This window comes from Moorella humiferrea (assembly GCF_039233145.1).
GTDB lineage: Bacteria > Bacillota > DSM-521 > Neomoorellales > Neomoorellaceae > Neomoorella > Neomoorella humiferrea.
Genome location: NZ_CP136419.1, coordinates 2,041,488 through 2,065,759 on the forward strand (window position 1 = coordinate 2,041,488; position 24,272 = coordinate 2,065,759).

A 24,272-nucleotide genomic window follows, 5' to 3' on the forward strand; every position below is an offset into this window, starting at 1 on the left:
TGCTCCAGTGGCCCTCGATTCTATTCCTTCTCCCGACCGATTAATTCCTTGAGACGCTGCTCATAAAAGGCAGCCAGTTCTTCGGCCGTTTCCTGGGAAAAGGCCTCGCTGTATATCCGGTAGCGGGGCTCCTCCCCGTCGGGGAATACCAAAGACCAACCGTCTTTATGGTAGATCTGGACGCCGTCCAGGAGTTGCACCTTTTCGGCCGGTATTTCGCCGATCAAGGTACGCATCACCCGGCCCTTGGCCTCCCAGGGGCAGGGCACACTGCGGCTCACGGTGTGCACAACCGGCAGGGCCGCGACTGCTTCTGCCAGGCTTTCATCCCGCCGGGCCAGCCAGTCCAGCGTATAGAGGAGGGCCGCCAGGGCGTCCAGTTGCAGGTGCTCCTGGGTCGGGTATCCGTCGCCGTCCACCCGGGCCATGGCTTCGTGGTGGATACCGGGGTGGCTTTTCACCCGCTCGACCTTACCCCCAAAGCGTTCGGCCACCAGTTCCACCGCATGGGAAGCCGTCACCGGCAGGACCAGCCGTGCCTCCCGGTTGGCTTCTAAATAAATCCGAGCCAGGAGGGCCTGCTGCTGGGAAGTTGTCAAGGGACGTCCTTCACCGGTAAAAAGGATTAAGACTTCGCCGTTTTGATCCAGGGCCGCCCCCATTTCCGCGCCATAGCGCCCCATTTCGGCGGCAAAAAAGGGCAGGTCATCCTGAATGGCCCTCCAGTCCTTGGCCGGATCGAAATCCAACCGGATCACTTCGGCCCCGGCCCGCTGTAAAACCGTGGCGGCCAGGGCGGCTATATCTCCCTGGCATCCCAAGGCCAGCCGCAGCGGCCTTTTTTTGATACCGTCTTCTCCCAGGGTGGTCAGCAGCCATTCACAGTAACTCTCCTGGAGGGCGGGGAAATAAGTGCTGGCCTGAATGTCTTTCACCTGGCGGCCATCTTCCCGCCAGTAGAGGTTTTCGATTTTACGTACCGCTCCCGGCGCCAAATCATGGCCGCGCTCATTGACGAGGTGCAACCAGATTTTATCCCTGGCGGCGGCGTCTTGTTTAATGTGACAGCCGCCGGCCAGCCTCAAACTGCGCACGGCATAGCGATGGATCGGTGTCGGTAACCGACCCAGATCGGCAACCCTGACCCCGGCCGCCATCAAGCCGGCGGCCATGGCTTTAAAGAGCATCTCCCCAACCCCGCCGGCAAAGGTGCTCAAGCCTACCATGGCCCCCGGTTTAAAGGTAGCCCCGTAGGCCAACCCCATGCGGGTGACCTGAAAGGGTGTTAACCCCCCCTGCAGGTAGCCGGGAGACCGGCTGCCGACAAAGAGGGGCCGTCCGGTCCCCTGCCCCCAGATCAAGCTTTCATGCACCACCGTGTCCCGGCTTAAAACTTTTTCCGGCCAGATCTTTACCTCCGGCCGTACCTCGACGCCGGTGTCCAGCCGGCTGCCGTCGCCGATTACCGCGCCTTCATAAATCCGTACCTGCCGCTGCAGACTAGTTCGACTGCAGACAACCGCTCCCCGCAGATTGGCCTCTTTCCCGATATAGACACTATCCCAAATGATGGAGCGTTTGATACTGGCTCCGGCTTCCACCCGAGTATATGGCCCCAGTACGGTATAGGGGCCGACCGCGGCCCCGGGCCCGATACGGCAATAGCTGCCCAGGAGAACCGGGCCTTCGATCCTGGCTCTGGGATCGATCTCCACCCCTTCGCCGGTTACCACGCCCCCGCCCCGGTCTTCCCCGACGACCCTAACTTTAACTTTACCCCTCAAGATATCCTCCTGGGCCTGCCGGTACTGGATCAGGTTACCGATATCGCACCAGTAGCCAGCCAGGGTTACGCTAAAGAGGGGCTTTCTATCTTTTAACAAGCGTGGGAAAAGGTCTTTACTGAAATCAAAGGGTTCCCCTTCCGGCACCAGTTCCAGGACTTCCGGCTCTAGGATATAGATGCCGGTGTTGACCTGGTCGCTGAAAACCTCGCCCCAGCTCGGTTTTTCCAGGAAGGAACGAATGCTGCCGTCGGGGTTGGTAATCACCACCCCGTACTCCAGGGGGTTGTCGACGGTCGTCAGCACAAGGGTAGCCAGGGCTCCGCTTTCCTTGTGCCGGGCGATGGCCGGCCTGAGATCAAAATCCGTAAGGGCATCGCCGCTTACCACCACGAAGGTTTCATCTAAAAAGGAAGCCGCGTTCTTGACGCTGCCGGCGGTACCCAGGGGCTTATCTTCTATAAAATAATGGAGGTTCAGGCCGAAATCGCTGCCGTCACCGAAATATTCCTGAATCAATTCCGGCAGGTACTGCAGGGTAACCCCTACTTCCTTGATGCCCAGACCGTGTAACAGGTCGACGCAGTACTCCATTATAGGACGGTTAGCCACCGGCACCAGGGGTTTGGGCCGCTTACAGGTCAGGGGCCTGAGCCGCGACCCTTCCCCACCGGCCATGATAATTGCTTTCATATCTAACCTCCTGCAAGATCCAGATTAGCACTTTTTAGCATTTTGCCCTTTCTCCCCACAAAAAATTCCCGGCGGGCCTTTAATCCTGAAGACCCGCCGGGAATTTCCATAATGCCACGTAAGTGTCAAATACAACCCACCTTGGCACCATCCTTAAGTATAGGGGATAATCCTTCTCAGAATACGAACTGAGGTAGTTCTTGGGGGCTCTGCCCCCAAACCCCCGAGGTTTATCGCTTTAATTCTCCAAGGGATAATTAGTATGAATACCTGGGAATGGGGAGAGGAGGTGGAAGGTTACTACCCAACCCTCCCCATTCTCCGGCAGAATACCGGTAGGTGCTCGGGTTGCTCCTCAGCATTGCCCTATTCTCCTGCCGGCTAAGAGCCAGTTATAGTATCCCCATTTTTTATGAAGTGCTCTGCCATTTACACAAAATGATTTACACTCCCAATGCTTATCTTATTTTGCTTCCTTATGAATTCCTAATTGCCTCTGTTATTGCTACCCCCGAGCTTGTACCAATTCTGTTTGCACCTGCTTCAAGCATGGCAATCGCTGTTTGATAATCCCTTATTCCACCAGACGCTTTAATTTTTATTTTATCGCCTACAGTTTCCCGCATCAAAATTATATCGCTTACCGCTGCTCCAGGTCCATTAAAGCCTGTACTTGTTTTTACAAAAGCTGCTCCATTTTCTATAGCTAATTTACAAGCAGCTATCTTCTCTTCTTTGTCTAATAAACATGTTTCTATAATTACCTTAACAATGGCTTGTTCTTTAGTAGCGACGTCAACAATATCTTTAATTTCTTTACCTACATAACTGAATTCTTTACTTTTTAACATGCCTATATTAATTACCATATCAATTTCAGAGGCACCTTGTTCAATTGCCTTTTGTGCTTCTTTTATCTTTATACTAGTTTCATTTGCACCTAAAGGAAATCCTATCACCGTACATGTTTTTACACCAGTTCCCCTTAATACTCTAGAGGCTAAAGATACATAACACGGATTAATACAAACACTGGCAAAACGGTAATTAATTGCCTCTTCACATAAGCGCACTATATCTTCCGGCGTAGCTTGAGGTTTTAATAAAGTATGATCAATTACGGCCGCTAGAGCTTTTTTATCCCAAAACATCAACAGAATTTCCTCCTACAATATTTTTGTGCTAGGCAGACCCAAATCTCCTCATCAGTCTGCCTAGCACTACCTATTAAATCTACTACAACGTCATTACTTTTTACTCGGAGCGAAAGTTAAACTGGTATTTAAATACTGGTCAACATTCTGCTTGTCTACTAACCCGGTGCCAGCATCTATAAACTCAGGATATTTTTCACCATTTAGTACCCCTAAAGCTGTATCGACGGCTAATTTACCTAGATACTGGGGATCATTAAGGACTGTTGCATCATATTTACCGGCTTTTATAGCTACTAAAGCTTCCATTAAGCCGTCAACACCTACAACTTTAACCCCAGTAATCTTGTTCTGTTCTAATACCTGTACAGCACCTAAAGCCATATCGTCATTGTGGGCGTATACCAAATCTATTTTGGGATTTGCCTGGAGTATATCCTGGAAAGCCTTGACCGCTTTGGAACGGGTATAATCACAATACGGGCTCTGAATTACCTTAATGCCGGGCTCCTTATCAACTATTTCATGGAACCCATCCCGTCTGGCCATCATAACCTTATCACCAGCGGCACCTTGAATTTCAACTATTACGCCTTTAGCTTGACCAGCTCCACCTAACAATTCAACTGCCTTTTTACCAGCAAGCCTACCCATTTCTTTATTGTCACGTCCAACAAAGGTAGCTACTTTAGCAGTAGTTGGTCTATCTACTGTTACTACAGGAATATTAGCCTTTTCAGCCGCTGCAAGGGCTGGCGCAACACCATCCGGATTTACAGGGTTTAGCAAGAGCACATTAATTCCTTTAGTAATTAAATCTTGAACGTCATTATTCTGTTTTTGAATATTCTCTTGAGCATCTACATAAATTAATTGTGCTCCTTTAGCCTTTGCTTCATTTTCCGCCGCCTTCATTAATTCAACATAAAAAGGGGACTGTAAAGTAACCTGGGAAAAGCCAATGATAACCTTTTTCTGCTCACTGGTCGAAGAAGGAGATGAGGAGCTTGAGGTTTGCTTCTGACTCTGACCACATCCCACAGCAAGCATAAATACAAATACCGCTGCTAATAGTAGAGAAGCTTTTTTCATAAATTTTTTCATTTGCCCTTTACCTCCATTAAATTAAATTCAAATAGGCTCTTTAAGTAATTGCAGAAACTTTTCTTGCTTACTCTCTTGCTACTTTTCACTCCCTCCAACTACAAATTCATTCAATACCAAAGCTAATACAATGATCACCCCCATAAAAATAGACTGATAATAAGATGATAAACCTATCAAATTAAATATATTAGTAATGATACTCATTAGTAGAACTCCAATAAAGGTTCCCATTACACCTCCAGTACCGCCAGAAAGGCTGGCCCCGCCGAGAACCACAGCCGCAATTGCATTTAGCTCTGCACCATTCCCAGCCGTAGGCTGAGATACCGTGAGCCAGGAGGCCAACACAATACCTGCAAAAGCTGATAATAAACCAGAAATTATATATGTTGTTGCAATAACCTTATTAATGTTTATGCCCGATAAATAAGCAGCTTCAGGGTTGCCGCCAACTGCATAAAGACGTCTTCCAAAGACCGAGTATTTTAATATAAAAGCGGTAATAAGGGTTAATAATATCCATATAATTCCACTAATAGGTATTCCCCACAAAAAGCCTGCGCCTAAAACATTAAATTTTGAGGGCAATCCAAATACAGGTTGTCCATCGGTGGTTAGCAATGCCATACCACGCGCAGCCACCATCATAGCCAAAGTAGCAAGGAAAGCCGGTACCCTTGCTTTAGTAGTTATAAAACCGTTTATTCCACCGAGTAACGCTCCCACAACTAAAGTGATAAAAATGGCTAAGGAGATTGCCATCCCATTTTTTAGCAATATACCCACTATCATCCCGGCTAGTGCCAAAATTGAGCCGACAGAAAGATCAATCCCCCCCGTTATAATCACAAACGTCATACCAATGGATACAATGCCAATAACAGAAGACTGTTGGAGCAGGTTCAAGAAATTACCTACCGTGAAAAAGCGCGGAGAAAGCATGGAGGCAACAATGACTAAAATTAACAGCAAGAATAAAATGCTATAGCGCCTTAAAATCATACTAGATTTTCTTATTATATCAGCTCCCATTTTAATTAACCCTCACTTTCCTTCCAGCAACTGCACATTGTAAAATTTTTTCCTCGGATGTGGAGACAGGATAAAATTCATCCACCAAACACCCGTCATACATAACAATAATCCTATTGCACAACCTGGTCAGCTCGCTCAATTCTGATGAGGCGATAATAATGCTTTTGCCTAAAGAAGCTAAATGATTAATAATGTTATAAATTTCTTCTTTAGCTCCAACATCAATTCCCTGTGTTGGTTCATCAAAAAGAAACAACCTCGATTCGCTTAAAAGCCACTTGGCAATAACGACTTTTTGTTGATTGCCGCCACTAAGTTTTGATACGAAAAATTGATGGGAAGGTGTCTTTATCCGCAAGTTCTTTATTTGTTCGGCTACACTAGTGTTGATTTGGCGATTTTTTATTATGCCGTATTTAGTAAACCTTTTTAACGCCGGGAGGATTGAATTCTCCCACACGGTTAAACTTAATACAAGTCCTTCCCTTTTACGATTTTCTGGTACTAAAGCACATCCCATTTGACAGGCTTTAGTAGGGGAATAAGTTTTGGGATTAATTGTCTGGCCGAAAAGCTCGATCTCACCGCTATATATTTTATCGGCGCCAAAAATAACCCTTAATACTTCCGTTCTCCCTGAACCGACAAGTCCAAAGAGCCCGACAACCTCCCCTGCCCTTACGCTTAAATTTATTTCTTTAAGCTTATGGTTAGAAACATTTTTTAACGCAAGGACAATGTCTTTGCCCGTACTAAGGCCCCGATTGGGGGTACTATTAGTAATAGAATGACCGACGATAAGCTCGACAAGCTTATCATGATCCAAATCTTCGATATTAAATGTTCCAACCAGAGAACCATCACGCAAGACTGTTACGCGATCCCCTAATTCTAATAGTTCTTCCAACCGATGCGAGATATAAATAATGGTAATGCCTTTCTTTTTTAAATCATTAATAACACTTTTAAGGACATTAAATTCTTCCGCTGATAATGTCGCCGAAGGTTCGTCCATTATAATAATTTTTGCCTTCTGCGCCAAGACCTTAACCAGTTCAACAAGCTGCTGGTGCCCAATGGTCAACGTTTCGACGGGCTTATCTACATCGATATTTTTTATGCCTATCTCGGCGAACATATCTCGGGATAATTGTGAAATTTTTCTCCAATCAACAATCGGCCCTTTTACTGGATAATTGTTCAAAAAGATGTTTTCCGCTGCCGTAAGTTTCGGGACCACTGATAACTCCTGGTAAATGGTGCCTATACCTGCCTTTAAAGCATCAATGGGATTCCGCAAATTTACTTTTTTACCTTCAATCCAAATTTCGCCGCTGTCAGCCTGATAAGCGCCGCTCAATATTTTCATGAGGGTGGATTTCCCGGCCCCATTAGCACCGGCCAGACAGTGCACTTCACCCTTCTTGACAATAAAATCTACCTCTTTTAAAGCTTTAACTCCGGGAAAAGACTTGTTTATACCTTTCATTTCCAGGATATTCATTAAGATAACCTCCTGGAGTTTGCCCTATAATTGTAGATGCGATGAAGGATAGGTTTAATAGACTTATAAAGGTCCAAATAACACTGGTAATAAAAACTGTACTCCGCGGTAACATCCTTATTGGGATATACAGTATATCCTGCTTTAACAAAATTTTTGGCGCTTTCCTCAATCGAATGAAACCATCCTGCACCGACGCTCGCTAATATAGCTCCTCCCAAAATACCGGCCTCGGTAAATTTATTTATCGTGATGGGTATTTGTAATACATCTGCTATAATTTGTAACCATAAACTGTTTTTCGTTGGGCCCCCGCATGCAACTACGCCATTAATCTGATAGCCATTACTTTTAAAAATATCTATAATTGCCCTTGTACCAAAGGCAACGCTTTCCATTAATGATCTATATATTGCAGCGCGATTAGTATTTAAAGTCAACCCGGCAATAACACCTGTAATCAGCGAATCACGAAAAGGTGTTCGATTTCCCTGCCACATATCAAGGGAAATTAGCCCATTTGCTCCAGGACCTAATTCACTGGCTTCATTTATTAATTTCTGGTGGGCCTTAATACTATCATCGCCATATTCCCGCGCCATTTCATCTACTACCCAATTAACTATAGAGGCGCATGAAGCCTGCCCACCTTCCAATACCCACATATCCTTAAAAACAGCATCCGGATAAGGCCCCCATAAGCCCTTATGAAAGTAAGGTTTATTTGATAAAACTAAATGTACAAAGCTTGTCCCCATTATTACTGCCATCTGTCCTTCATTGACGACACCAAGACCAATCATTGCCGCATAAGCGTCAATTCCACCTTGAAATACCGGAATATCCGCGTCGAGATTTAAATCTTCGCCTGCCTGTTTGGTCAGCGGCCCTATGAGCTCACCCATGGGTATTACTTCAGTGGGCCACTTTTCATAAAAATCCCTGAGACCAGCAGCAGTATAAAATTCGCTTTTCCAACCGCCGTCTTTACTTGAATAACCCCATTTACATGTTGTATTACATTGCGATGCCACCCATTTACCTGTCAAGAGATAATTAATCCAATCTAACTGTTCTACAATTTTATAGCTTTGCTTGTATAACTCCGGCCTATTTCTCTTTAGCCAAAGAGTTTTAGGTAGCATCCATTCCGCTGATACTTCTCCACCACTGTAGCGAAGAATTGGGTCATCAATATTGGAGATTTCCCTGGCTTCTTGCGAAGCTCGCATATCCATCCACATTATCGCCGGCGCCAGCGGCGCACCTTCCCGGTCGACACAGAGCACCGTTGAAGAAGTTGCGCTGACACATATCCCCTTAACGGCTGTGTTTGGTGCGGACGATACACATTCCCTCACGGCCTCTTTAATTGCTTTCCACCAATCTTGGGGGTTTTGTTCGGCCCAGCCGGGATGGGGAAAATGTGTATTGTATCTTTTGTATGAAAGCGTATGAAGCCCATTCAAAGTAAAAAGGCCGACTTTAACTCCTTGAGTACCGACATCGATTCCCATTACTGCAGGTATTTTTTCCATTCTGCTCACCTTTGCTGTTAAGGCAAAAACATTATTTTATTGTATTCAATGGATCCTTCTTTAATTTTCCTAAACACTTCAGGTGCCTCATCGAGGGATAAACGATGGGTAATAATCGGTTCAGCAACCATTTTCCCTTCCGCAAAAAGTTCGATTGATGTAGTCCATTCTTTTCCCGGGAAAGGTTTGGAGAAGGAATTCCAGGAACCTAAAATAATTAACTCATAACGTAAAATCCTATCTACATGTTCTTCCAACAAATTTAAACCTTTATGGCTAATACCCAAAAAGACGACACGTCCATGACGTCCTACTGTCTTAATAGCTTCTGCTTGTACTGAAGGCACTCCTGTAAAATCTATTGCAACTTCTGGTTCTTTTCCTAAGATTTCCAGTATTGTATTAGATACATCTTTTTCGCTTGAATTGATTATATAAGTAGCGCCCAAACTCTCGGCTATTTTCAACTTGCTTGAAATAATATCAACAGCAATAATGTTCTTTGCTCCTTGAATTCTTGCGGCCTGTAGTGCCAGCATTCCTATTGGGCCAACACCGAAAATAACAACATTTTCACCCTTCTTTACCCCTGACCGCCATATTGCATGCCATGCATTGGCAGCAGGGTCAGTCATTGCCCCCACTTCGAAACTTACATTTTCAGGTAACCTAAGTAAATTACCCTCTGGTACCACTACATATTCGGCCATTGCCCCGTCACGTCTTGAACCGAAATAATCATAATTCATGCATAAGGAATAATCTCCTTTTAGACATGAAGGGCATTGGTAACACGGGATCAGCGGCGCTACTACTACCCTATCGCCAACATGCCACGATTTAACATCTTTACCTACTGCCACAATTTCTCCTGAAAACTCATGGCCAACAGTAATCTTCTCTTTATGAGCACCGACGTAAAGTATACGAGGTATATCAGAACCACATACACCTACAGCCTTTACTTTTACTAACACTTCTTTGTTTTTAGGTTCAGGCACTGGAATATCTTCTACTCGTAAATCCCCCGCCTTATATAGCCTAACTGCTTTCATTAATACGTCCCCTTTCTTGATAATTGAGTATAGCATTTGCAGTTATTTCATCTGTAAATAAACAATTTAAATATCCTCCTTGTAGTGCACCTATAATGGATTTTACTTTGTCTTCCCCAACCGCAACGGCAATAGCATACTCCTTTCCTTTTAACAAATTTAAAGGTATCCCTATAGTCCGCGAATCTAAATATTTATCACATATTTCGCCTTGAATATTAAAATATCTGGAACATATATCACCAACTGCGCCCTTATTAAGTAATTCTTCATATTCTTCTGGTGTAAAGTATCCCGTCTTGAAAAGTATAGAATCTGTTGAGGCCTTTCCTATACCATATATTGCGATTCTACTATTACTAGCAAGCTCTAATGTATCTCTTATCCTCGAATCGCTGCAAATGACATTTACTATCTCTGGCGAATCTACTATAGTTGGTACGGGCAATGAATATGGGACTGCGGAAAAAGCATTAGTAAAAGCCTCCAAAATTGTGCTTGCATTAGTAGCAAAATAACTCTTCCCCACGCCGCCATTAAGCTGCACTATTTTCACACCAGTCCTTTCTACTCTTTCCAATTGCTCCGCCACAGCAGCCATAGTCATGCCCCAGGAAATCCCTATAATATCGTTATCCTTTACTATTTGCTTCAAAAATCGAAATAGAGCACGCCCGACATCTTTTTTTATAATTTCAGGGTAAGACACAATTACAGGGACTACGAAAACCTTTTTCAGGGCATACTTTTTGCTTAGTTTTTCTTCAAGATATTCAACCGAATTTAAAGGATATCTAATCTTAATTTCGACAATACCTTGTTTTATAGCGGCATCTAAAGCCCTGCTAATAGTTGCCCGCGATACTTTTTCTTGTTGGGCTATCTGTTCCTGGGTTAAACCCATTTCGTAATAAAGGCGGGCTATCTTTAATAATTTCTTAATATCCATCTATGAAATTTTTTTCACCCTTAATGTTCATTTTTTCAATGTATATTATTCTACATTAGAATTTAAAATCCTGCTATGCTAATAAAAAAATTCCCCTTATTTATTGGGGAATATTATTACCCGGCCGGGTTTATCGTTTGAAAAATTCGGCTGCCTAAATATCGCAATGGCTTCTTCCAAGGTAACTTCCTTTTTTATTAAGTCTTTTAAACTCAATTTGCCCTCCAGAACAATCCTAAGCGCCTCTTTATACTGTTCAGGAGTTGAGCCATGAGTTCCTACTACAGTTAATTCATTATAATGAATCTGGTTACAACTTATTATTTGTCGTTCTTCTTCGCCTGGCAGACCTGCAAATAGAACAATTTTACCTCGTTTTGCCACATATTTAAACGCATCTTCAAGAGCGCTTTTAGTACCAGCAGCTACGATAACCAGATCAGCGCCCCTTTCATTGAGCCTTTGTTTTAATTCACTATTAATGCAAGCATTTTCTATGCCTAGAGCCTTAGCATTTCTAATTCTTTCTGGCACCTTATCACAGATAATTATTTCTTGGGCCCCATAGAAACTAGCTAATTTATAATGCAACAATCCCATAACCCCAGCACCGATAATTAAAATTGTATCGCTTGAATTTACACCTACAAATTGTTGGGCATTTAAAACACAAGCAAGGGGTTCAATTAGCGTTGCTTCACTCGTTGATAATACTTCTGGAACCGGAATTATACATCTATTCTCAATTGCAACAGCGGGAATGTGCAAAAACTGAGAAAAACCGCCCCAAAATTCATAGCCGAAGATTTTTAGATTATCACATACATTTTGGGATTTATTTTTACACCAATAACATCTTCCACATGGGACGGCTGGGGATATTCCCACCCTCTGTCCCTCATAATAAAGACCTTCATATCTACTTTTAATATTTTCACCAAGAACTTCAATGGTACCGACTATTTCATGCCCCAAAATAGTAGGTTGTTGTATCCTGGGACTTCCATGGTTAAAAATCCTTAAATCACTACCACAAATAGAGCATGCTTCAACTTTTATAAGCATTTCATCGCTTTTAGTACTAGGAATCGGGATATCGACTAACTCCAGCTTTTTAATACCGTAAAACATTATTGCTTTCATTACCCAAATCCTCACTTTCTTTCTATGATATGAACATAACCTAGCGGCCTATATTAAGTTTTTTCTTCGGCGCTAGGTATTCAGGATGCGCCTGCAAGCCCTACCCTGCGTCAACGCCTGGATATGATAGCTCATAGCGTATCTTACCAGGAGATTATCCTCGAGGAAACGGCCAGATTCCTTAAGAAACTTAACGCACCGGTCACTCTTGTTACCCTGGTTTCAGGGGAACAAAAGCGCCAATATGTCCCTTTGGATATTGATGTTTCACCCTTTGATAATTCTAGTTCCAAGAAAGAGGGGGTTTTCCAGAACCTATAAAGGCTTTGCCGGTTTGCGCCTATTTTCGCCTACCTCGGTAGGTAAGTAAGGCTACTGTGTAAATACCGAACTGCGGACCGGGAAACAGCATCGCCAAAAAGGTACTCTTTAAACTGCTTAAGCTGTTTAGAGGAGCCTTCTTGGTACTGAAATATGGCTGGCAGGAATTTTACTATTAACCACGAAGAATAATTTAAAAAGGCATTAAAAAAGTGGGGCATATTTATGTTTAGGGGTAAATTAAAACTAATTGCTTTGCTATTGGCTTTCAGCCTTTTGGGCAGTGGGACGATTATTGCCAGGCAATTTTTCCGGTTTCAAGAACCGGAAAACCAGGAAATAAAGACTGGCGATGATACCCCCAGCGAAACTGGCGGGTCTTTCAATATTCTACTTCTGGGTACCGATGCCCGGCCGGGTGAAAAAATCGGTAATACCGATACCATTATCGTTGCCCATTTCGAGGGAAACAGGCTGGCCTTGCTTTCCATACCTCGCGATAGCCGTGTATTTATTCCGAATCATGGCATGGATAAGATAAACGCCGCTTACAGCTATGGTGGACCTATGCTAACGGCCAGGCTCGTGTCAGATCTAATTGGAACTTCCGTGACTGAATACGCTTTGATACGGTGGAACGGCTTCATCAATATTATCGATATGCTGGGGGGCGTAACTGTAAACATAAAGCAGGATATGTATTATTACGATCCTGTCGATGGACCGGAATACAAAATTGCTTTGCATAAAGGTATTCAGCACTTAAATGGCCATCAAGCCCTGGCTTTTGCACGCTTCAGGGAGGAAGCGCTGGGTGATATTGACCGTACCGGGCAGCAGCAGGAACTCCTTAAAGCATTGGTACAACAGGTTATGCAGCCGGCAACTTTGCTGAAATTACCTCGACTCCTACCGGAAATTTATAGAGATGTCGAAACGAATATGAGCCTTGATGAGTTAATTGCCATAGCCAAAACAGCAGCCAACCTTAAAAATATAACTGTTGTTAGCCAAACTTTGCCGGGCTATTTTTTGAACTTAAACGGCATAAGTTACTGGGGGGTTAATCCGGACCAGGCGCGGCAGGTTGCTCAGGAATTATTTTTCTATGGTAAAACAACAAATGAAATTGTCCTGAATACACCTATCCAGCCTAACATAGCAGGCCGCCGTTCCGCAACCTCTAGTAACAAAAGTGTTTCTGCCGAAAGCCAGGTAACTCCAAAGGCATCCTTAAAGGAGGTTAAGCCGGCGGTACCAAAAACTGGTCAAGAAGCAGCCAATAACCAACAGGTTAAGACCACCGCACAACATTCCCCCAACATCTGGCAGCAAACAACTGGCGATGCACAGGCTTCTGCAAAAGCAACTGCTGCAGGAGCTAAAAGCAACAATCGTACCACCCAGGATAGCAACCAAACTACGCCGGCAGGTACTCAGGTAAGCAAAGCGGCCCGCTCTAATTAGCATTGTTGATGTGTCTGGGGTAAAACTTTTTTTGCGCCCCCTGCAGGCAAAATGGCATTATCTGCTCGTATCACGATGGTATGAGAAACATCCGCCAGGGCTGTTCGCTGAAAGGTATTTTTCGGCCCTCCGGTTTGCCGTTCCATACGTAAACTTGCGCCCTGACCGTCCCGCCTCCAGCCATCTCTACATCCGCTTCCTCCCGGCAGTAGAAGTCGGGGACGCCCTCATAGCGGTCCAGGCTTGCAAACGCTTGTTGGGGAATATAAAACACTTCACCCATTACTTTCCCTCCGGGTTCAGGGACGATTCCCGGAAAATCGGGCGCCACCTGGTACATGGCGTACCCGTACAGAACGCCGAAATACGGCCCGTAGCCGCCGAGGCGTTGCAGACGATTGCTGTGGATGCTCATCAGGGTGCCGTAAACAAAGATTGGCGTTTTTTCTTGCTTGGGCATATATAGGCGAGACCGATTACGCGCCGCCCACACGTAATACCCCCGGCCCCGATGGAAACAGATTTCATTCACAGTTACCGAGTTTCTCCCTTCGTTTTGAAATTTTATTGATAGTTTGCCGCTTATATTTTAAGCCAGTTGCCCGTAATTCTTAACCAGTTTTAAGGTAAATATTTTATGAAGATCGTATAATTAGCTTGCAAACAAAAATCATCGTTGAAGGGGGTTTCAAAATGCTCAAATTGAGAGGCAAAAGATGGCTCATTGGAGTGACAGCTCTTGTGCTGGTGATGGCCGTAGGAGCCGGAGTGGCTGCTGCAGCTAATACTGCGCCCGGTCAGCAAGCTGCCGAATTGAAACAGTTTTTTGTCTCCCGTCTGGCTGCCAACCTCGGCATCGACACAGCTCAATTAGAGCAGGCCTTCAAGCAATCGGCTCTTGAAACTGTGGATCAAGCTGTAGCCCAGGGCATAATCAATCAGGAAAGGGCAAACCAGATTAAACAAGCTGTTGAAAACGGCAACTGGAACGGGCTGGGGCTTTTCCTGGGGCCGCAATTCGGCAGAAAGCCCGCCGGCAAGATGCCCTTTGGTGGCCAGGCCTCAATAGCCTCCATTCTGGGTATGAGCCCGGCCGATCTTGCTAGCGAACTTAAGAGCGGCAAGACCCTGGCGGACATAGCGCAGGAAAAGGGCATGACACTCGATCAGATCAAAGAGAAGCTGGTGGCCCAGGAAAAACAAGCATTAGACCAAAAAGTAGCCGAGGGCAAAATGACCCAGGATAACGAAAATAAAATTCTTTCGCGCCTTCAGCAAATGGATCTAAACAAACTCGGAAGATTTGGCGGACATGCAGGAAAGGTCCGCCAAGCGGAGCCTACGCCTTCCGTCCAGCAGTAATATGAGTAATATGTTGGAAAAGTGAACCCTGGGCAACAGCCAGGGTAAAAAGACTCACGCCGGCAGACACCGTTCCTCCCACGGTGTCTGCTTTTTTTAAAGTCTGAGCATGGGAAAAACGCTTCACAGTTGGAACAAAGGTGCGGAGGAGTTCTTCGGTTATACGGCCGAAGAAATCATCGGGCGTCCGCTCACCCTTTTTTTCCCGCCTGAAGGCAAGGATGAAGCAGATGCTTTACTTACCAGGATAGCTGCCGGTGAAGAACCCGGAAATTATGATGCTTTACGATTAGCTAAAGACGGGCGGAAGGTCTTTGTATCCATCACAGTCTCGTCGGTAAAAAATGAAAACAGGAAGATTCTGGGAGCTTCGGTTATCGCCCGGGATATAAGCGATTTGCGAGGCAGTGCGTCAAACGACCGCCAGGCACAGCTATCGTGGTGGATTTGATCTTAAAGCACCATGAATGGTGGGACGGTCGGGGTTATCCCCTGCAGATTAAAGCTGAGGATATACCGCTGAAGTGCCGCCTCCTGGCCATCGCCGATGCATACGATGCAATGACCAGCGAAAGACCCTATCGCCGGGCCATGAGTCACGTCCAAGCCGTTGCCGAGCTACGCCACCATGCCGGAACCCAATTTGATCCCTATCTGGTAGAAAAATTTTTACAGGTAATTTCTAATTCAACTTAGTACCTGCGTTTATCAAGCGGGACGGCTATTGATTTACAAAGCCGTATTTTTTCTGGGGCCACCTATAATGTATGCCGCCCTTCCGTCGGTCCGGCGGAAGGTGTCTTTTCTTTCAGGTGATTCCGGTAGACTTCCCAGCGATCGCGCAGTAAATCCCGCAGATAAGGTTCTAAATTTCGTACCTGCAGCAATCGTGCCAGCCACTGGGTGGCGGTTAGATAATTTCCCAAACGTCCCTCTAATTCTCCGATTAAATAAATAATCAGGTTGGCGTTTCCTCCTCCGGGGCTCTCCTTCTGGTAGGCTTCCTGATAAAGGTCGCAGGCATAACGGAGGTACTTTTTCTCCTCCTCTTCGTTCCCTTCATAGCGGTAAAACCAGGCAATGTGCAAACACAAACCGGCCAGTACCGATCGCTTTTCTTGATTCAAGTTGCCGCAAAGTAAACCCAGCTTATGTACGTTTAAGGCCTCATGCAAATTACGCCTACCGGTATAATCCTTGTGGGTGATCTTTTGGATATATTCCTTCAAAATCAATTCCCGGCGTTCTTTTTTGACAGGACCGAAGTTGGTGGTAAAAGCATAACCGCAATGGGGGCAAACGGCCACTTCGTAAAAATAGGGGTTTTCGCCTTCAAAATAGGTACACAAATCGCTATCGCGTTTCACCTGGCGTATCTGGCTCAAGCGCAGCTTTTTATTGGTGAATTCCCGACCGCAGAAAAGGCATTGGTAGCGTTTATCGTATAGAGGTTCAACGGCAGTTGCCACTTCCATCCCTTCTCGTGTTTTCTCTGATGGTGCGTTTATTTTACTTAATTCTCCATCCGGGTTTAAGTTCCTACCTAAAACATTAAAAAATCCCCCGTGGCCGGCAAAGCAGACGGCGTAAACTTACTGTTTCACCTGTAAGGTCCGGACCAGAGCGGCGGCCGCTTCGGCGCGGGTGATGTCGTGGGCCGGGTCAAAGGTAAAGCCGTCGCCCTTTATGATCCCCAAACCCCACGCCAGGGCCGCATAACCTAAAGTTTCTGGGTTTAAAGAAGATGAATCGCGGTAAGGTACCCTGTAGATGCCTTCTATGCGGGCGACCCGTTCCAGGTTCAGGTAGCGGATCAGGAATTTGGCCAGGAGTTCCCGGCTGACGGCGGCCCCGGGCTCGAGGTTTTCCTTGAGCCACTTCTCTTCCCGGGCCCGCTGCAGAATCTCCCCATCCTTCAGGTCATGATAACCCCAGACGCCGTATCGGGACATAAGCATGGCCCGCAGCAGGGAAACAACGGTCACCTTCTCGTCGGGGTGAAAGGCATCTTTGTACTCGCCGAAGATCCCGGCCTGGCCCAGGAGGCTGATTTCCTTTTCGGCAAAATTGCCGGCGATGTCGTTAAAGCGATAGGGCCGGGGTTGCCGGCCGATGGGTTTGCCTTCCCAGTCCAGGAACTGGCCGGTCCTGGCGTCGATCATGTTCGAGGTAATAAAGGGAGAATTGCCCAGGGGCTGGTAGACCAGGCGTATCTCGCCCCCATCAGTGCTGCCCGGTCGGTAAATGCGGGTATAGCTCAGGGTCAAGGGACGGTTTTGCAAGAAGGTTTCTACGGCCTGCCGGGCATCAAGGATACCCGTAGCCGCCGGGAAATCGAAATTGCCCCAGTTAAGGTTGTAGCTGGTGATGCGGCCTGCCACCGCATCAACGGTAATGTTAATACCGTTGCCTGAAAAGGGGATGCCGTTGACCAGACGGCGGTAGTTAAAATACTGAACCGTAGGTGCACCGCCGGAAGGGTTGTTTTCGTCCAGCCGGACTTCTTTAAAACGCTGCGGTTGCACCTTTTGTAGGAATTCCTCAGCCAAGCGCCGGGCCGCCTGCCGGTCAAGTTTAACTTCCTTATCGTTCCCAGAAGAAGTTATGGGCAGGTCGAAGCCCATTAGTTCTCCGTTAATGGCATTGACCCTGGCGCTCATAAAACCGGGTTTACCATTTTCGGGACTATCGCTGCTCCAGGTCAAGTTCCAGGTACGTATTTCCGGGTCCTGCCAGTCGGCATAAAGGTTGGCGCTGCGCAAGGTTAGCCCGGTCGGGATATCCACCCATTTCTTAACGGCGGCAACGGCTTCTTCCCGGCTGATTAATTTGGCCGTTTTTTCGATTTCCTTCAATTCTTCGGGACTTAAAAGTTTAGCGGGGACGCCGTCCTGGAGTGCCGCGGCCTTGCGGGCCATTTCCAGATTTACTTCGCTCCTGCCCCCGCTGTCAAACCATGCCCCGTTGCCCAGATTTAGGGGTTGGCCGCTCAATGCATCAATCAGACCCTGGGAAGGGTGGCTCAGCCGGTACACCAGCAGTACCGGACGTTTCTCGCCGGCTGCCAGGGGTTTCACAGGCGCCGGCAGGAAATACTGAAGCTCCAGCATGCCGGCCTCGGCAAACACCTGCCGCGCCTTTTCCGGGGTGATACCACCCATAGCCGCGGGAAAATCGGCCTCCGTCCAGTTGAGGCTGTAATTCGTCACCCGGCCGTCATCGCCGCGGACGGTTACAGTTGCGCCGTCGGCGGGGAAGGAGATGCCGTTGACCAGCCGCTGCCAGCGGAAGGTGTAGGTCGGCGGGCCGGAATTATTTAAAGGAATGAGCTGATCATCAATGGGCAACAATTGCAGTTCCCGGACGTGCCGGGCCGCCAGGCGGTTTAACAGCTCTTCGGCCGTCTGTCGGGCCGCCTCCAAGGACACAGAGGGAGACCCTGCACTACTTCCCGGCTCCGGTGCCGGCCTCCAGGTGTTCATGTTGATTATTTCGCCGGTACGTGCGTCGACGTCGGCATGGAAGCTACCGCCGTCACTGGGGGCGCTCCAGTGCAGGGACCAGGTTTGACGGCCGTCATAACTGTCATAATTAGAGGTAAAATTGGTGTATTCTTGGGGAATATCGAAGTTGGCCTTAACGAGACGAATGGCCTGCTCCAATGAAAATGCGCCAGCTTCTTCAGCCGTAGCTGAAGGTGGGTAAACAAACGCCAGCAACAAAAACGCCAGCACCAGTACTGGAAAAACCCGCCACTGCTTTAACATTTGCCCTTCCTCCTTCTGTTAGTTTGGTCCTCTTCCCTTACTCCCTTGCTTAAAAACTGCACGTCCCATATTGTTTCGTTTCTGATTCTTATAGACGCCATTATGGAGGAAAAGTTCCCATAAAAATCAAGGTTAAACTTCTCCCCTGCCCCGGCTCCGGTTTACTAGGGCGGCCCGACGCAGGGGCAGATCGTAGCGCCCCCATAGGGGCAGCGGCTGCTCTCCGGACGTTTCAGAACTTGCCGTCGGCGTAAAACGCCAGAGGCGGGCGACGACGGAAGGCCGTTCCGGCCAGGAGGTGCGCCGGTACTGATTGTAAACCTCCTGGTAAACATCAAGGGTCCGACGGGCAATATTTTCCCAATCATAAACTTCCCGCACCAGACGGAGCCCGCCGACCTTAAGGCTTTCCGCCAGGGCTTCATCGTTTAAAACGGCAAGGACATTGTCGGCCAGGGAAGGGGCATTGCCGGGGAAGGCGAGCATCCCGTCAACACGGTGGGTGATAATTTCCGCCAAGCCTCCCGTGGAGCTGGCCACCACCGGGGTTCCCGCCGCCATGGCCTCCAGGGCCACGATGCCGAAGGGCTCGTATAAACTGGGGAACACCGCCACCCTAGCGGCGCGGTAGAGCTGATTGCGGGTAGAATCGTCGATGTAACCCGCAAAGGTGACCTTGTAGCCGATGCCCAGTTCCCGGGCCCGGCTCTGGAGCTGCTCTTCCATAGGGCCCTTGCCGGCCACCACCAATTTGGCTTCCGGGCAGGATGCCAGTATCCGCGGCATGGCCTCCAGCAGAACCTGCACGCCTTTTTCCACAACCAACCGGCCGACAAAAAAAATGATCTTTTCGTGGGGGGCGGCATAACGCTGCCGCACGGCCGGATCTACCTTTATGTCGGCAAACTTCTGGCTGTAGACGCCGTTGGGGATGATGGTGATTTTGTCGGCCGGCAACTGAAATAAACCCTGCACTTCCTGGCGCATGTGGCGGCTACAGACGATGACCCGCCAGGCTTCATAGGTCAGCCACCATTCTACGCTGTTGATGTAACGCTGCATATCATTATATAATCCGCGGTTGCGGCCGGCCTCGGTGGCGTGGATGGTGGCGATGAGGGGCAAACGATGGGCGTGTTTTAAGGCCCGGCCAGCGAAAGCCACCAACCAGTCGTGGGCGTGGATGAGCTGAAAAGGTCCATACTTGCGGGTGATAATCATGGCTTCTTCCAGAAAACGGGCGTTTAGCTGCAACACCCAGGTGAGAAAATCCGGAGCCTGGACCGGGTAGGGGTCGACGCGATGGACCATTACTCCGTCTTCGCGCCTTTCAAAGGCCTGTCCCGGCCGGCCTAAAGTCAAGACGTGGACGGTGTGGCGCAAACGCGCCAGGGAAACGGCCAGGTCTTCGACATGCCGGGCCAGGCCGCCGACGCTCTGGGGGGGATACTCCCAGGAAAGCATCAGGATACGCACCTAATAATCACCTGCACCAAATTTTTACCTTAATTTATTATTACAATCACCGCCGAACTTATACCGCATAATTTATCCTTTCCCGATAAAACCTAGTAGCAAGTTGCTGAATTTGGAGGTTAAGGTATGCCCGAAATACGCCAGGATCCAGTTAGCCAGCGCTGGGTGATTATAGCCACCGAACGGGCCAAAAGGCCCTCGGACTTTAAACCTCCCCATAAGGAAAAGAAGGGTAACGTCGGCTGCCCTTTCTGTCCCGGCCACGAAAAGGAAACGCCGCCAGAAGTGCTGGCCTTCCGTGACGTCGGCACTGAGCCTGACACCCCCGGCTGGCAGGTGCGGGTGGTGCCCAACAAGTTTGCTGCCCTGACGGCGGGCGGGGAAGTAGCCGGTGAACGAAACGGCATCTACCAGACCCTTTCCGGCACCGGCGTTCATGAGGTCATCATCGAAGGGCCGGACCACGACACCTATTTTGCCGATCTGGCCCCCGAACATGCGGTCCTGGTACTTAAAGCGTGGCGCCAGCGCTATCTGCAACTTGAACGGGACGAACGGATGCACTACGTACAGCTTTTTAAAAACCACGGCCCTACCGCCGGGGCTTCCCTGGAACACCCCCACAGCCAGCTCATCGCCACCCCCCTTGTACCGGCAGCAGTTACGGCGGAAATGACCAGGATCAGGGCTTACTGGAAAGAAAAGGATAAATGCCTTTTCTGCGATATTGTAGACGCCGAACTGAAGACCGGCACCAGAGTCATCGCCTTTAACGACGAATTCCTGGCTTTTTGCCCCTTCGCCTCGCGTTTTCCCATGGAGATGTGGATTATATCCCGGCGCCACCAGGCCAGTTTCGGTGCCTGCGAAGACGATCAGCTGGTACAGCTGGCCGCCATTCTCCAGGAAACCTTAAGCCGCTTAAAGCAGGCAGCCAATGACCCGCCCTTTAACCTCGTCCTGCATACGGCTCCTTTGCGTCAGGGAGAAGTTATCTACCACTGGCATTTTGAAATCCTGCCGCGGCTGACGATTGTCGCCGGCTTCGAATGGGGAACTGATATGTACATCAACCCTACGCCGCCGGAAATAGCGGCCCAATCCCTCAATGAAATAAGCCTAAAGCCCTGAGGAGGAAGGTTAATGACTGAACCCTTGAAAATCCTGTTCGTATCCCCCGAAGTGGCCCCCTTAGCCAAAACCGGAGGGCTGGCCGATGTCGCCGGGAGCCTTCCCAAGGCCCTGGCCGCCCGGGGACATGAGGTGCGGGTGGTCATGCCCCGCTACCGCCAGATCAAGGACGTCGATTACCTGACTGATCTGCCGGTGGAGATGGACGGCAGCCTGGAAACGGCCATCATTCGCCGGGGAAGCCTCCCCGGTGAGGGCTCCATACCCGTCTATCTCATCGATAACTATAAGTTTTTCTGGCGCGATGAAATGTACTGCTATGCCGACGACGCCGCCCGGTTCAATTTTTTTTGCAAGGCCGTCCTCTCCATGCTGCCGTGGCTGAATTTCCGTCCGGACATTATCCACTGCAACGACTGGCAGACGGGCCCCATCCCCCTGTTCCTGAAGGTCAAACATGAAGACAACCCCTTTTACCGGGATACGGCAACCGTTTATACCATCCACAACCTCCAGTACCAGGGCACCTTCCCCCGCCAAACTTTGAGAATCATGGCCCTGGGCGAAGAATTTTTCACTCCCGAACGCCTCGAGTTTTACGGCCAGGTCAGTTTCATGAAGGCCGGCATTTTATACGCCGATTTAATCAACACCGTGAGTAAAAAATACGCCCTGGAAATCCAGACCCCCGAATACGGCGAGCGCCTGGACGGTCTGCTGAGGAAACGTGCCGCCGATCTGCGGGGAATTTTAAACGGGATTGACTACGAGGAATTCAATCCGGCCACCGACAGGCGTCTGGCCGTCAATTACGACGCCGACCATTTGGATAAGAAAAAAGAGAACAAGGCGGCCCTACAGAGGGAAATGGAACTGCCGGTGAAGGACGTTCCCCTCCTGGGCCTTATTTCCCGCCTGGTAAACCAAAAAGGCCTGGATCTCCTGGCGGCCATCCTCGATCCCCTGCTCCAGCAGGACCTGCAGTTCGTCCTCCTGGGCAGCGGCGAAGATTATTACCAGCAGCTTTTCTCCCGCTACAAAGTCAAATACCGCGACAAAATGGCCGTCAAAATCGGCTTTGACCCGGTACTCGCCCAGCGGATTTATGCCGGCTGCGACATCTTCCTCATGCCCTCCCGCTTTGAACCCTGCGGCCTCGGGCAAATGATTAGCCTCCGCTACGGCACCGTCCCGGTGGTGCGGGCCACCGGAGGTCTGGAAGACACCATTAAGGATTTCCACCAGCATCCGGGCAATGGCAACGGTTTTTCCTTCCACGACTATCAACCCCAGGCCCTCCTGGATGCCATTAACCGCGCCCTCCACGTATACCGCAACGAGCCAGAAGCATGGCACAATCTGGTACGACGGGGCATGGCGGCCGACCTTTCCTGGAACGCTTCGGCAGGTCAATATGAGGATATGTACCGGGAGGCCCTTCATAAAAGGACGGCCGCGCGGATGAAGGCCGTCAATGAATAACCGGGTTTAAAAAAGCCCTAGATCGGCCTCGCTTTCCGGCCTGTCCAGGGCCTTTTTCTATCCCTACCATCCGTCGCGCCGTCCCTCGAGGAGGTTTATCAGCCGGAGCCAGTTGTACAGGTACACCGGTAAAATGTAGCGCTGGCGTACGTGCTCGCGCCCCGCCGCCCCCAGGCGTTTGCCCAGGTCGGGGTTGGTCAGAAGGCGCTCAATCTGAGCGGCCATCTCTTCCGTCGTATCGGCAGTCAACCCGGTTTCGCCGTCCAGCACCTGATGAGCCAGGCCGCCGGTGGCAGTCGCCACCAGAGGTTTCCCCTTCCAGAGGGCCTCGGTGGCCGTCAGACCGAAACCCTCCCGCAAGGATTTCTGCACAATTACGTCGGCACGCCTTTGCAATACATTTATTTCCAGGTTGGCGTCGGGCCTTAAGGCCAGGATGGTGATGTCGGGATCCCCTGCCGCCATCATCCGCACTTCTTCCAGGACGGTGGCTCCTTCCGGATCGTCGTTGGCGCCACCCCCCGCCAATATCAAACGGCAGGAAACGTTCCTCCTCACCAGTCTGAAGGCCTCGATGACGCCGAAGGGGTCCTTGAGGCGGTCGAAACGCGACACCTGAAGGATTACCGGTGGGCCTTCCGGATCGACGTCCAGCCTTTCCAACACCCCTCTGTATTCTTCGGGAGTAACCTCCCTGTTTTTGTCGGATAGGGGGTCAATGGCCGGCGGCATAAAATACTGCAGGATTGGCAAGTCCCGGGCATACTCCGGCAGGTGAAAAACGGCCGCGTCGCAGGTGGCTATCATAGGAGCCAGGAAATACCACACCGCCGGCACGGCGTAGCGCGGGTCTACATGACAGTACCAGAGCCAACGGCCCTTGTGCCCACTGCGAAAGGCCGTCAACCCCAGGGGCTGCTGGTCGTGAATAACTACCAGATCGGCATACCCTTCTAAAAGTCGGCGGTTTTTTTGGGCTGTAGCCAGATAACTTTCCAACATCTCCCCAGTTATATTGACCGGCTGGCCGTGCATGCCGTTATGAAATTGTTTGGTGGTATTAAAGAATTCCGGGGTGCCGCTTAAAACCTTCCATTCGACCTGCAAACCCACTTCTTCCATCAAGGGCACCAGGGAGCTCAAAATCTCCGCTACCCCACCACCGATGATGGTAGAGTTTACATGCCAAACCTTGTAGTCCTTCAATACCTCGCCTAAAGATTTAATTTCCTCAATAAGGGACCTGCCGCATACTCCTTCATAATCCTTAAGGCTTACCTTTCGTAGCATAGGTTCTCCCTTCC

19 protein-coding genes and 1 pseudogene are annotated in these 24,272 nt (G+C 48.8%); 6 read left to right on the forward strand and 14 right to left on the reverse strand.

Annotated features, from left to right (window positions below; genetic code table 11):
* Positions 1–20: 20 nt before the first annotated feature.
* From MHFGQ_RS10650 to MHFGQ_RS10690, 9 genes are all read right to left on the reverse strand, one after another.
* Positions 21–2,477, reverse strand: coding sequence for a sugar phosphate nucleotidyltransferase (locus MHFGQ_RS10650; RefSeq protein WP_106005218.1), 2,457 nt, complete (start codon positions 2,475–2,477; stop codon positions 21–23).
* 476 nt (positions 2,478–2,953) lie between these two features.
* On the reverse strand, positions 2,954–3,628 hold the full coding sequence (gene deoC / locus MHFGQ_RS10655) for a deoxyribose-phosphate aldolase (protein ID WP_106005217.1): 675 nt from the start codon (positions 3,626–3,628) through the stop codon (positions 2,954–2,956).
* Between the two features lie 96 nt (positions 3,629–3,724).
* The gene (locus MHFGQ_RS10660) at positions 3,725–4,735 is read right to left on the reverse strand and encodes a substrate-binding domain-containing protein (RefSeq protein WP_211292880.1); all 1,011 of its coding nucleotides are present in this window, start codon (positions 4,733–4,735) and stop codon (positions 3,725–3,727) included.
* Positions 4,736–4,813: 78 nt separating this feature from the next.
* Positions 4,814–5,770 carry an ABC transporter permease gene (locus tag MHFGQ_RS10665; protein ID WP_106005216.1) on the reverse strand — a complete coding sequence of 319 codons (957 nt, stop codon included), beginning with the start codon at positions 5,768–5,770 and terminating at the stop codon, positions 4,814–4,816.
* Between the two features lies 1 nt (position 5,771).
* Positions 5,772–7,277 carry a sugar ABC transporter ATP-binding protein gene (locus tag MHFGQ_RS10670; RefSeq protein ID WP_106005215.1) on the reverse strand — a complete coding sequence of 502 codons (1,506 nt, stop codon included), beginning with the start codon at positions 7,275–7,277 and terminating at the stop codon, positions 5,772–5,774.
* A complete protein-coding gene (locus MHFGQ_RS10675) occupies positions 7,277–8,815 on the reverse strand; it encodes an FGGY-family carbohydrate kinase (protein ID WP_106005214.1) in 1,539 nt (512 codons plus the stop codon). The genes MHFGQ_RS10670 and MHFGQ_RS10675 overlap by 1 nt, the downstream gene beginning before the upstream one ends.
* A 17-nt stretch (positions 8,816–8,832) precedes the next feature.
* Positions 8,833–9,870: a galactitol-1-phosphate 5-dehydrogenase gene (locus MHFGQ_RS10680; protein ID WP_106005213.1), complete on the reverse strand. Its 1,038-nt coding sequence runs from the start codon at positions 9,868–9,870 to the stop codon at positions 8,833–8,835.
* Positions 9,857–10,819, reverse strand: coding sequence for a sugar-binding transcriptional regulator (locus MHFGQ_RS10685; RefSeq protein ID WP_106005212.1), 963 nt, complete (start codon positions 10,817–10,819; stop codon positions 9,857–9,859). The genes MHFGQ_RS10680 and MHFGQ_RS10685 overlap by 14 nt, the downstream gene beginning before the upstream one ends.
* 96 nt (positions 10,820–10,915) lie before the next feature.
* Positions 10,916–11,962 carry an alcohol dehydrogenase catalytic domain-containing protein gene (locus tag MHFGQ_RS10690; protein WP_106005211.1) on the reverse strand — a complete coding sequence of 349 codons (1,047 nt, stop codon included), beginning with the start codon at positions 11,960–11,962 and terminating at the stop codon, positions 10,916–10,918.
* 546 nt (positions 11,963–12,508) lie between these two features.
* Between MHFGQ_RS10690 and MHFGQ_RS10695 the strand changes: the two genes are divergently transcribed.
* Positions 12,509–13,750: an LCP family protein gene (locus MHFGQ_RS10695; protein ID WP_106005210.1), complete on the forward strand. Its 1,242-nt coding sequence runs from the start codon at positions 12,509–12,511 to the stop codon at positions 13,748–13,750.
* 70 nt (positions 13,751–13,820) lie between these two features.
* Here MHFGQ_RS10695 and MHFGQ_RS10700 read toward each other — a convergent pair whose 3' ends face one another.
* A complete protein-coding gene (locus MHFGQ_RS10700) occupies positions 13,821–14,282 on the reverse strand; it encodes a gamma-glutamylcyclotransferase family protein (RefSeq protein ID WP_106005209.1) in 462 nt (153 codons plus the stop codon).
* Positions 14,283–14,491: 209 nt separating this feature from the next.
* Here MHFGQ_RS10700 and MHFGQ_RS10705 point away from each other — a divergent pair, with 209 nt between their 5' ends.
* From MHFGQ_RS10705 to MHFGQ_RS10715, 3 genes and pseudogenes are all read left to right on the forward strand, one after another.
* Positions 14,492–15,112, forward strand: a complete 621-nt coding sequence (locus MHFGQ_RS10705) for a hypothetical protein (protein ID WP_146127131.1) — start codon at positions 14,492–14,494, stop codon at positions 15,110–15,112.
* 109 nt (positions 15,113–15,221) lie between these two features.
* On the forward strand, positions 15,222–15,563 hold the full coding sequence (locus MHFGQ_RS10710; protein ID WP_106005207.1) for a PAS domain-containing protein: 342 nt from the start codon (positions 15,222–15,224) through the stop codon (positions 15,561–15,563).
* Positions 15,536–15,808: pseudogene (locus MHFGQ_RS10715) on the forward strand (HD-GYP domain-containing protein); the annotation flags it as partial. The gene MHFGQ_RS10710 and the pseudogene MHFGQ_RS10715, both read left to right, overlap by 28 nt.
* A 62-nt stretch (positions 15,809–15,870) precedes the next feature.
* Here MHFGQ_RS10715 and MHFGQ_RS10720 read toward each other — a convergent pair.
* The 3 genes from MHFGQ_RS10720 to MHFGQ_RS10730 form a co-directional block, all read right to left on the reverse strand.
* Positions 15,871–16,581: a DUF2225 domain-containing protein gene (locus MHFGQ_RS10720; protein WP_106005225.1), complete on the reverse strand. Its 711-nt coding sequence runs from the start codon at positions 16,579–16,581 to the stop codon at positions 15,871–15,873.
* Positions 16,582–16,704: 123 nt separating this feature from the next.
* Entirely contained in the window at positions 16,705–18,879 is a 2,175-nt protein-coding gene (locus tag MHFGQ_RS10725; protein WP_106005205.1) for a YcdB/YcdC domain-containing protein, read from the reverse strand.
* Positions 18,880–19,011: 132 nt separating this feature from the next.
* Positions 19,012–20,355: a glycosyltransferase family 4 protein gene (locus MHFGQ_RS10730; protein ID WP_106005204.1), complete on the reverse strand. Its 1,344-nt coding sequence runs from the start codon at positions 20,353–20,355 to the stop codon at positions 19,012–19,014.
* 126 nt (positions 20,356–20,481) lie between these two features.
* Between MHFGQ_RS10730 and galT the strand changes: the two genes are divergently transcribed.
* Positions 20,482–21,486, forward strand: coding sequence for a galactose-1-phosphate uridylyltransferase (gene galT, locus MHFGQ_RS10735; RefSeq protein ID WP_106005203.1), 1,005 nt, complete (start codon positions 20,482–20,484; stop codon positions 21,484–21,486).
* Positions 21,487–21,498: 12 nt separating this feature from the next.
* Positions 21,499–22,968 carry a glycogen synthase GlgA gene (gene glgA, locus MHFGQ_RS10740; protein WP_106005202.1) on the forward strand — a complete coding sequence of 490 codons (1,470 nt, stop codon included), beginning with the start codon at positions 21,499–21,501 and terminating at the stop codon, positions 22,966–22,968.
* A gap of 63 nt (positions 22,969–23,031) precedes the next feature.
* Here glgA and MHFGQ_RS10745 read toward each other — a convergent pair whose 3' ends face one another.
* Positions 23,032–24,258 carry a glycosyltransferase gene (locus MHFGQ_RS10745; RefSeq protein ID WP_106005201.1) on the reverse strand — a complete coding sequence of 409 codons (1,227 nt, stop codon included), beginning with the start codon at positions 24,256–24,258 and terminating at the stop codon, positions 23,032–23,034.
* Between the last annotated feature and the right edge of the window lie 14 nt (positions 24,259–24,272).

Excerpts from the sequence above, each read along its gene's own strand:
- MHFGQ_RS10695 (WP_106005210.1), top strand. The coding sequence starts at position 12,509 with ATGTTTAGGGGTAAATTAAAACTAATTGCTTTGCTATTGGCTTTCAGC.
- MHFGQ_RS10710 (WP_106005207.1), top strand. The coding sequence starts at position 15,222 with ATGGGAAAAACGCTTCACAGTTGGAACAAAGGTGCGGAGGAGTTCTTC.
- MHFGQ_RS10680 (WP_106005213.1), bottom strand. The coding sequence starts at position 9,870 with ATGAAAGCAGTTAGGCTATATAAGGCGGGGGATTTACGAGTAGAAGAT.
- glgA (WP_106005202.1), top strand. The coding sequence starts at position 21,499 with ATGACTGAACCCTTGAAAATCCTGTTCGTATCCCCCGAAGTGGCCCCC.
- MHFGQ_RS10670 (WP_106005215.1), bottom strand. The coding sequence starts at position 7,277 with ATGAATATCCTGGAAATGAAAGGTATAAACAAGTCTTTTCCCGGAGTT.
- MHFGQ_RS10725 (WP_106005205.1), bottom strand. The coding sequence starts at position 18,879 with ATGTTAAAGCAGTGGCGGGTTTTTCCAGTACTGGTGCTGGCGTTTTTG.
- MHFGQ_RS10660 (WP_211292880.1), bottom strand. The coding sequence starts at position 4,735 with ATGAAAAAATTTATGAAAAAAGCTTCTCTACTATTAGCAGCGGTATTT.
- galT (WP_106005203.1), top strand. The coding sequence starts at position 20,482 with ATGCCCGAAATACGCCAGGATCCAGTTAGCCAGCGCTGGGTGATTATA.
- MHFGQ_RS10675 (WP_106005214.1), bottom strand. The coding sequence starts at position 8,815 with ATGGAAAAAATACCTGCAGTAATGGGAATCGATGTCGGTACTCAAGGA.
- MHFGQ_RS10665 (WP_106005216.1), bottom strand. The coding sequence starts at position 5,770 with ATGGGAGCTGATATAATAAGAAAATCTAGTATGATTTTAAGGCGCTAT.
- MHFGQ_RS10690 (WP_106005211.1), bottom strand. The coding sequence starts at position 11,962 with ATGAAAGCAATAATGTTTTACGGTATTAAAAAGCTGGAGTTAGTCGAT.
- MHFGQ_RS10685 (WP_106005212.1), bottom strand. The coding sequence starts at position 10,819 with ATGGATATTAAGAAATTATTAAAGATAGCCCGCCTTTATTACGAAATG.
- deoC (WP_106005217.1), bottom strand. The coding sequence starts at position 3,628 with ATGTTTTGGGATAAAAAAGCTCTAGCGGCCGTAATTGATCATACTTTA.
- MHFGQ_RS10650 (WP_106005218.1), bottom strand. The coding sequence starts at position 2,477 with ATGAAAGCAATTATCATGGCCGGTGGGGAAGGGTCGCGGCTCAGGCCC.
- MHFGQ_RS10745 (WP_106005201.1), bottom strand. The coding sequence starts at position 24,258 with ATGCTACGAAAGGTAAGCCTTAAGGATTATGAAGGAGTATGCGGCAGG.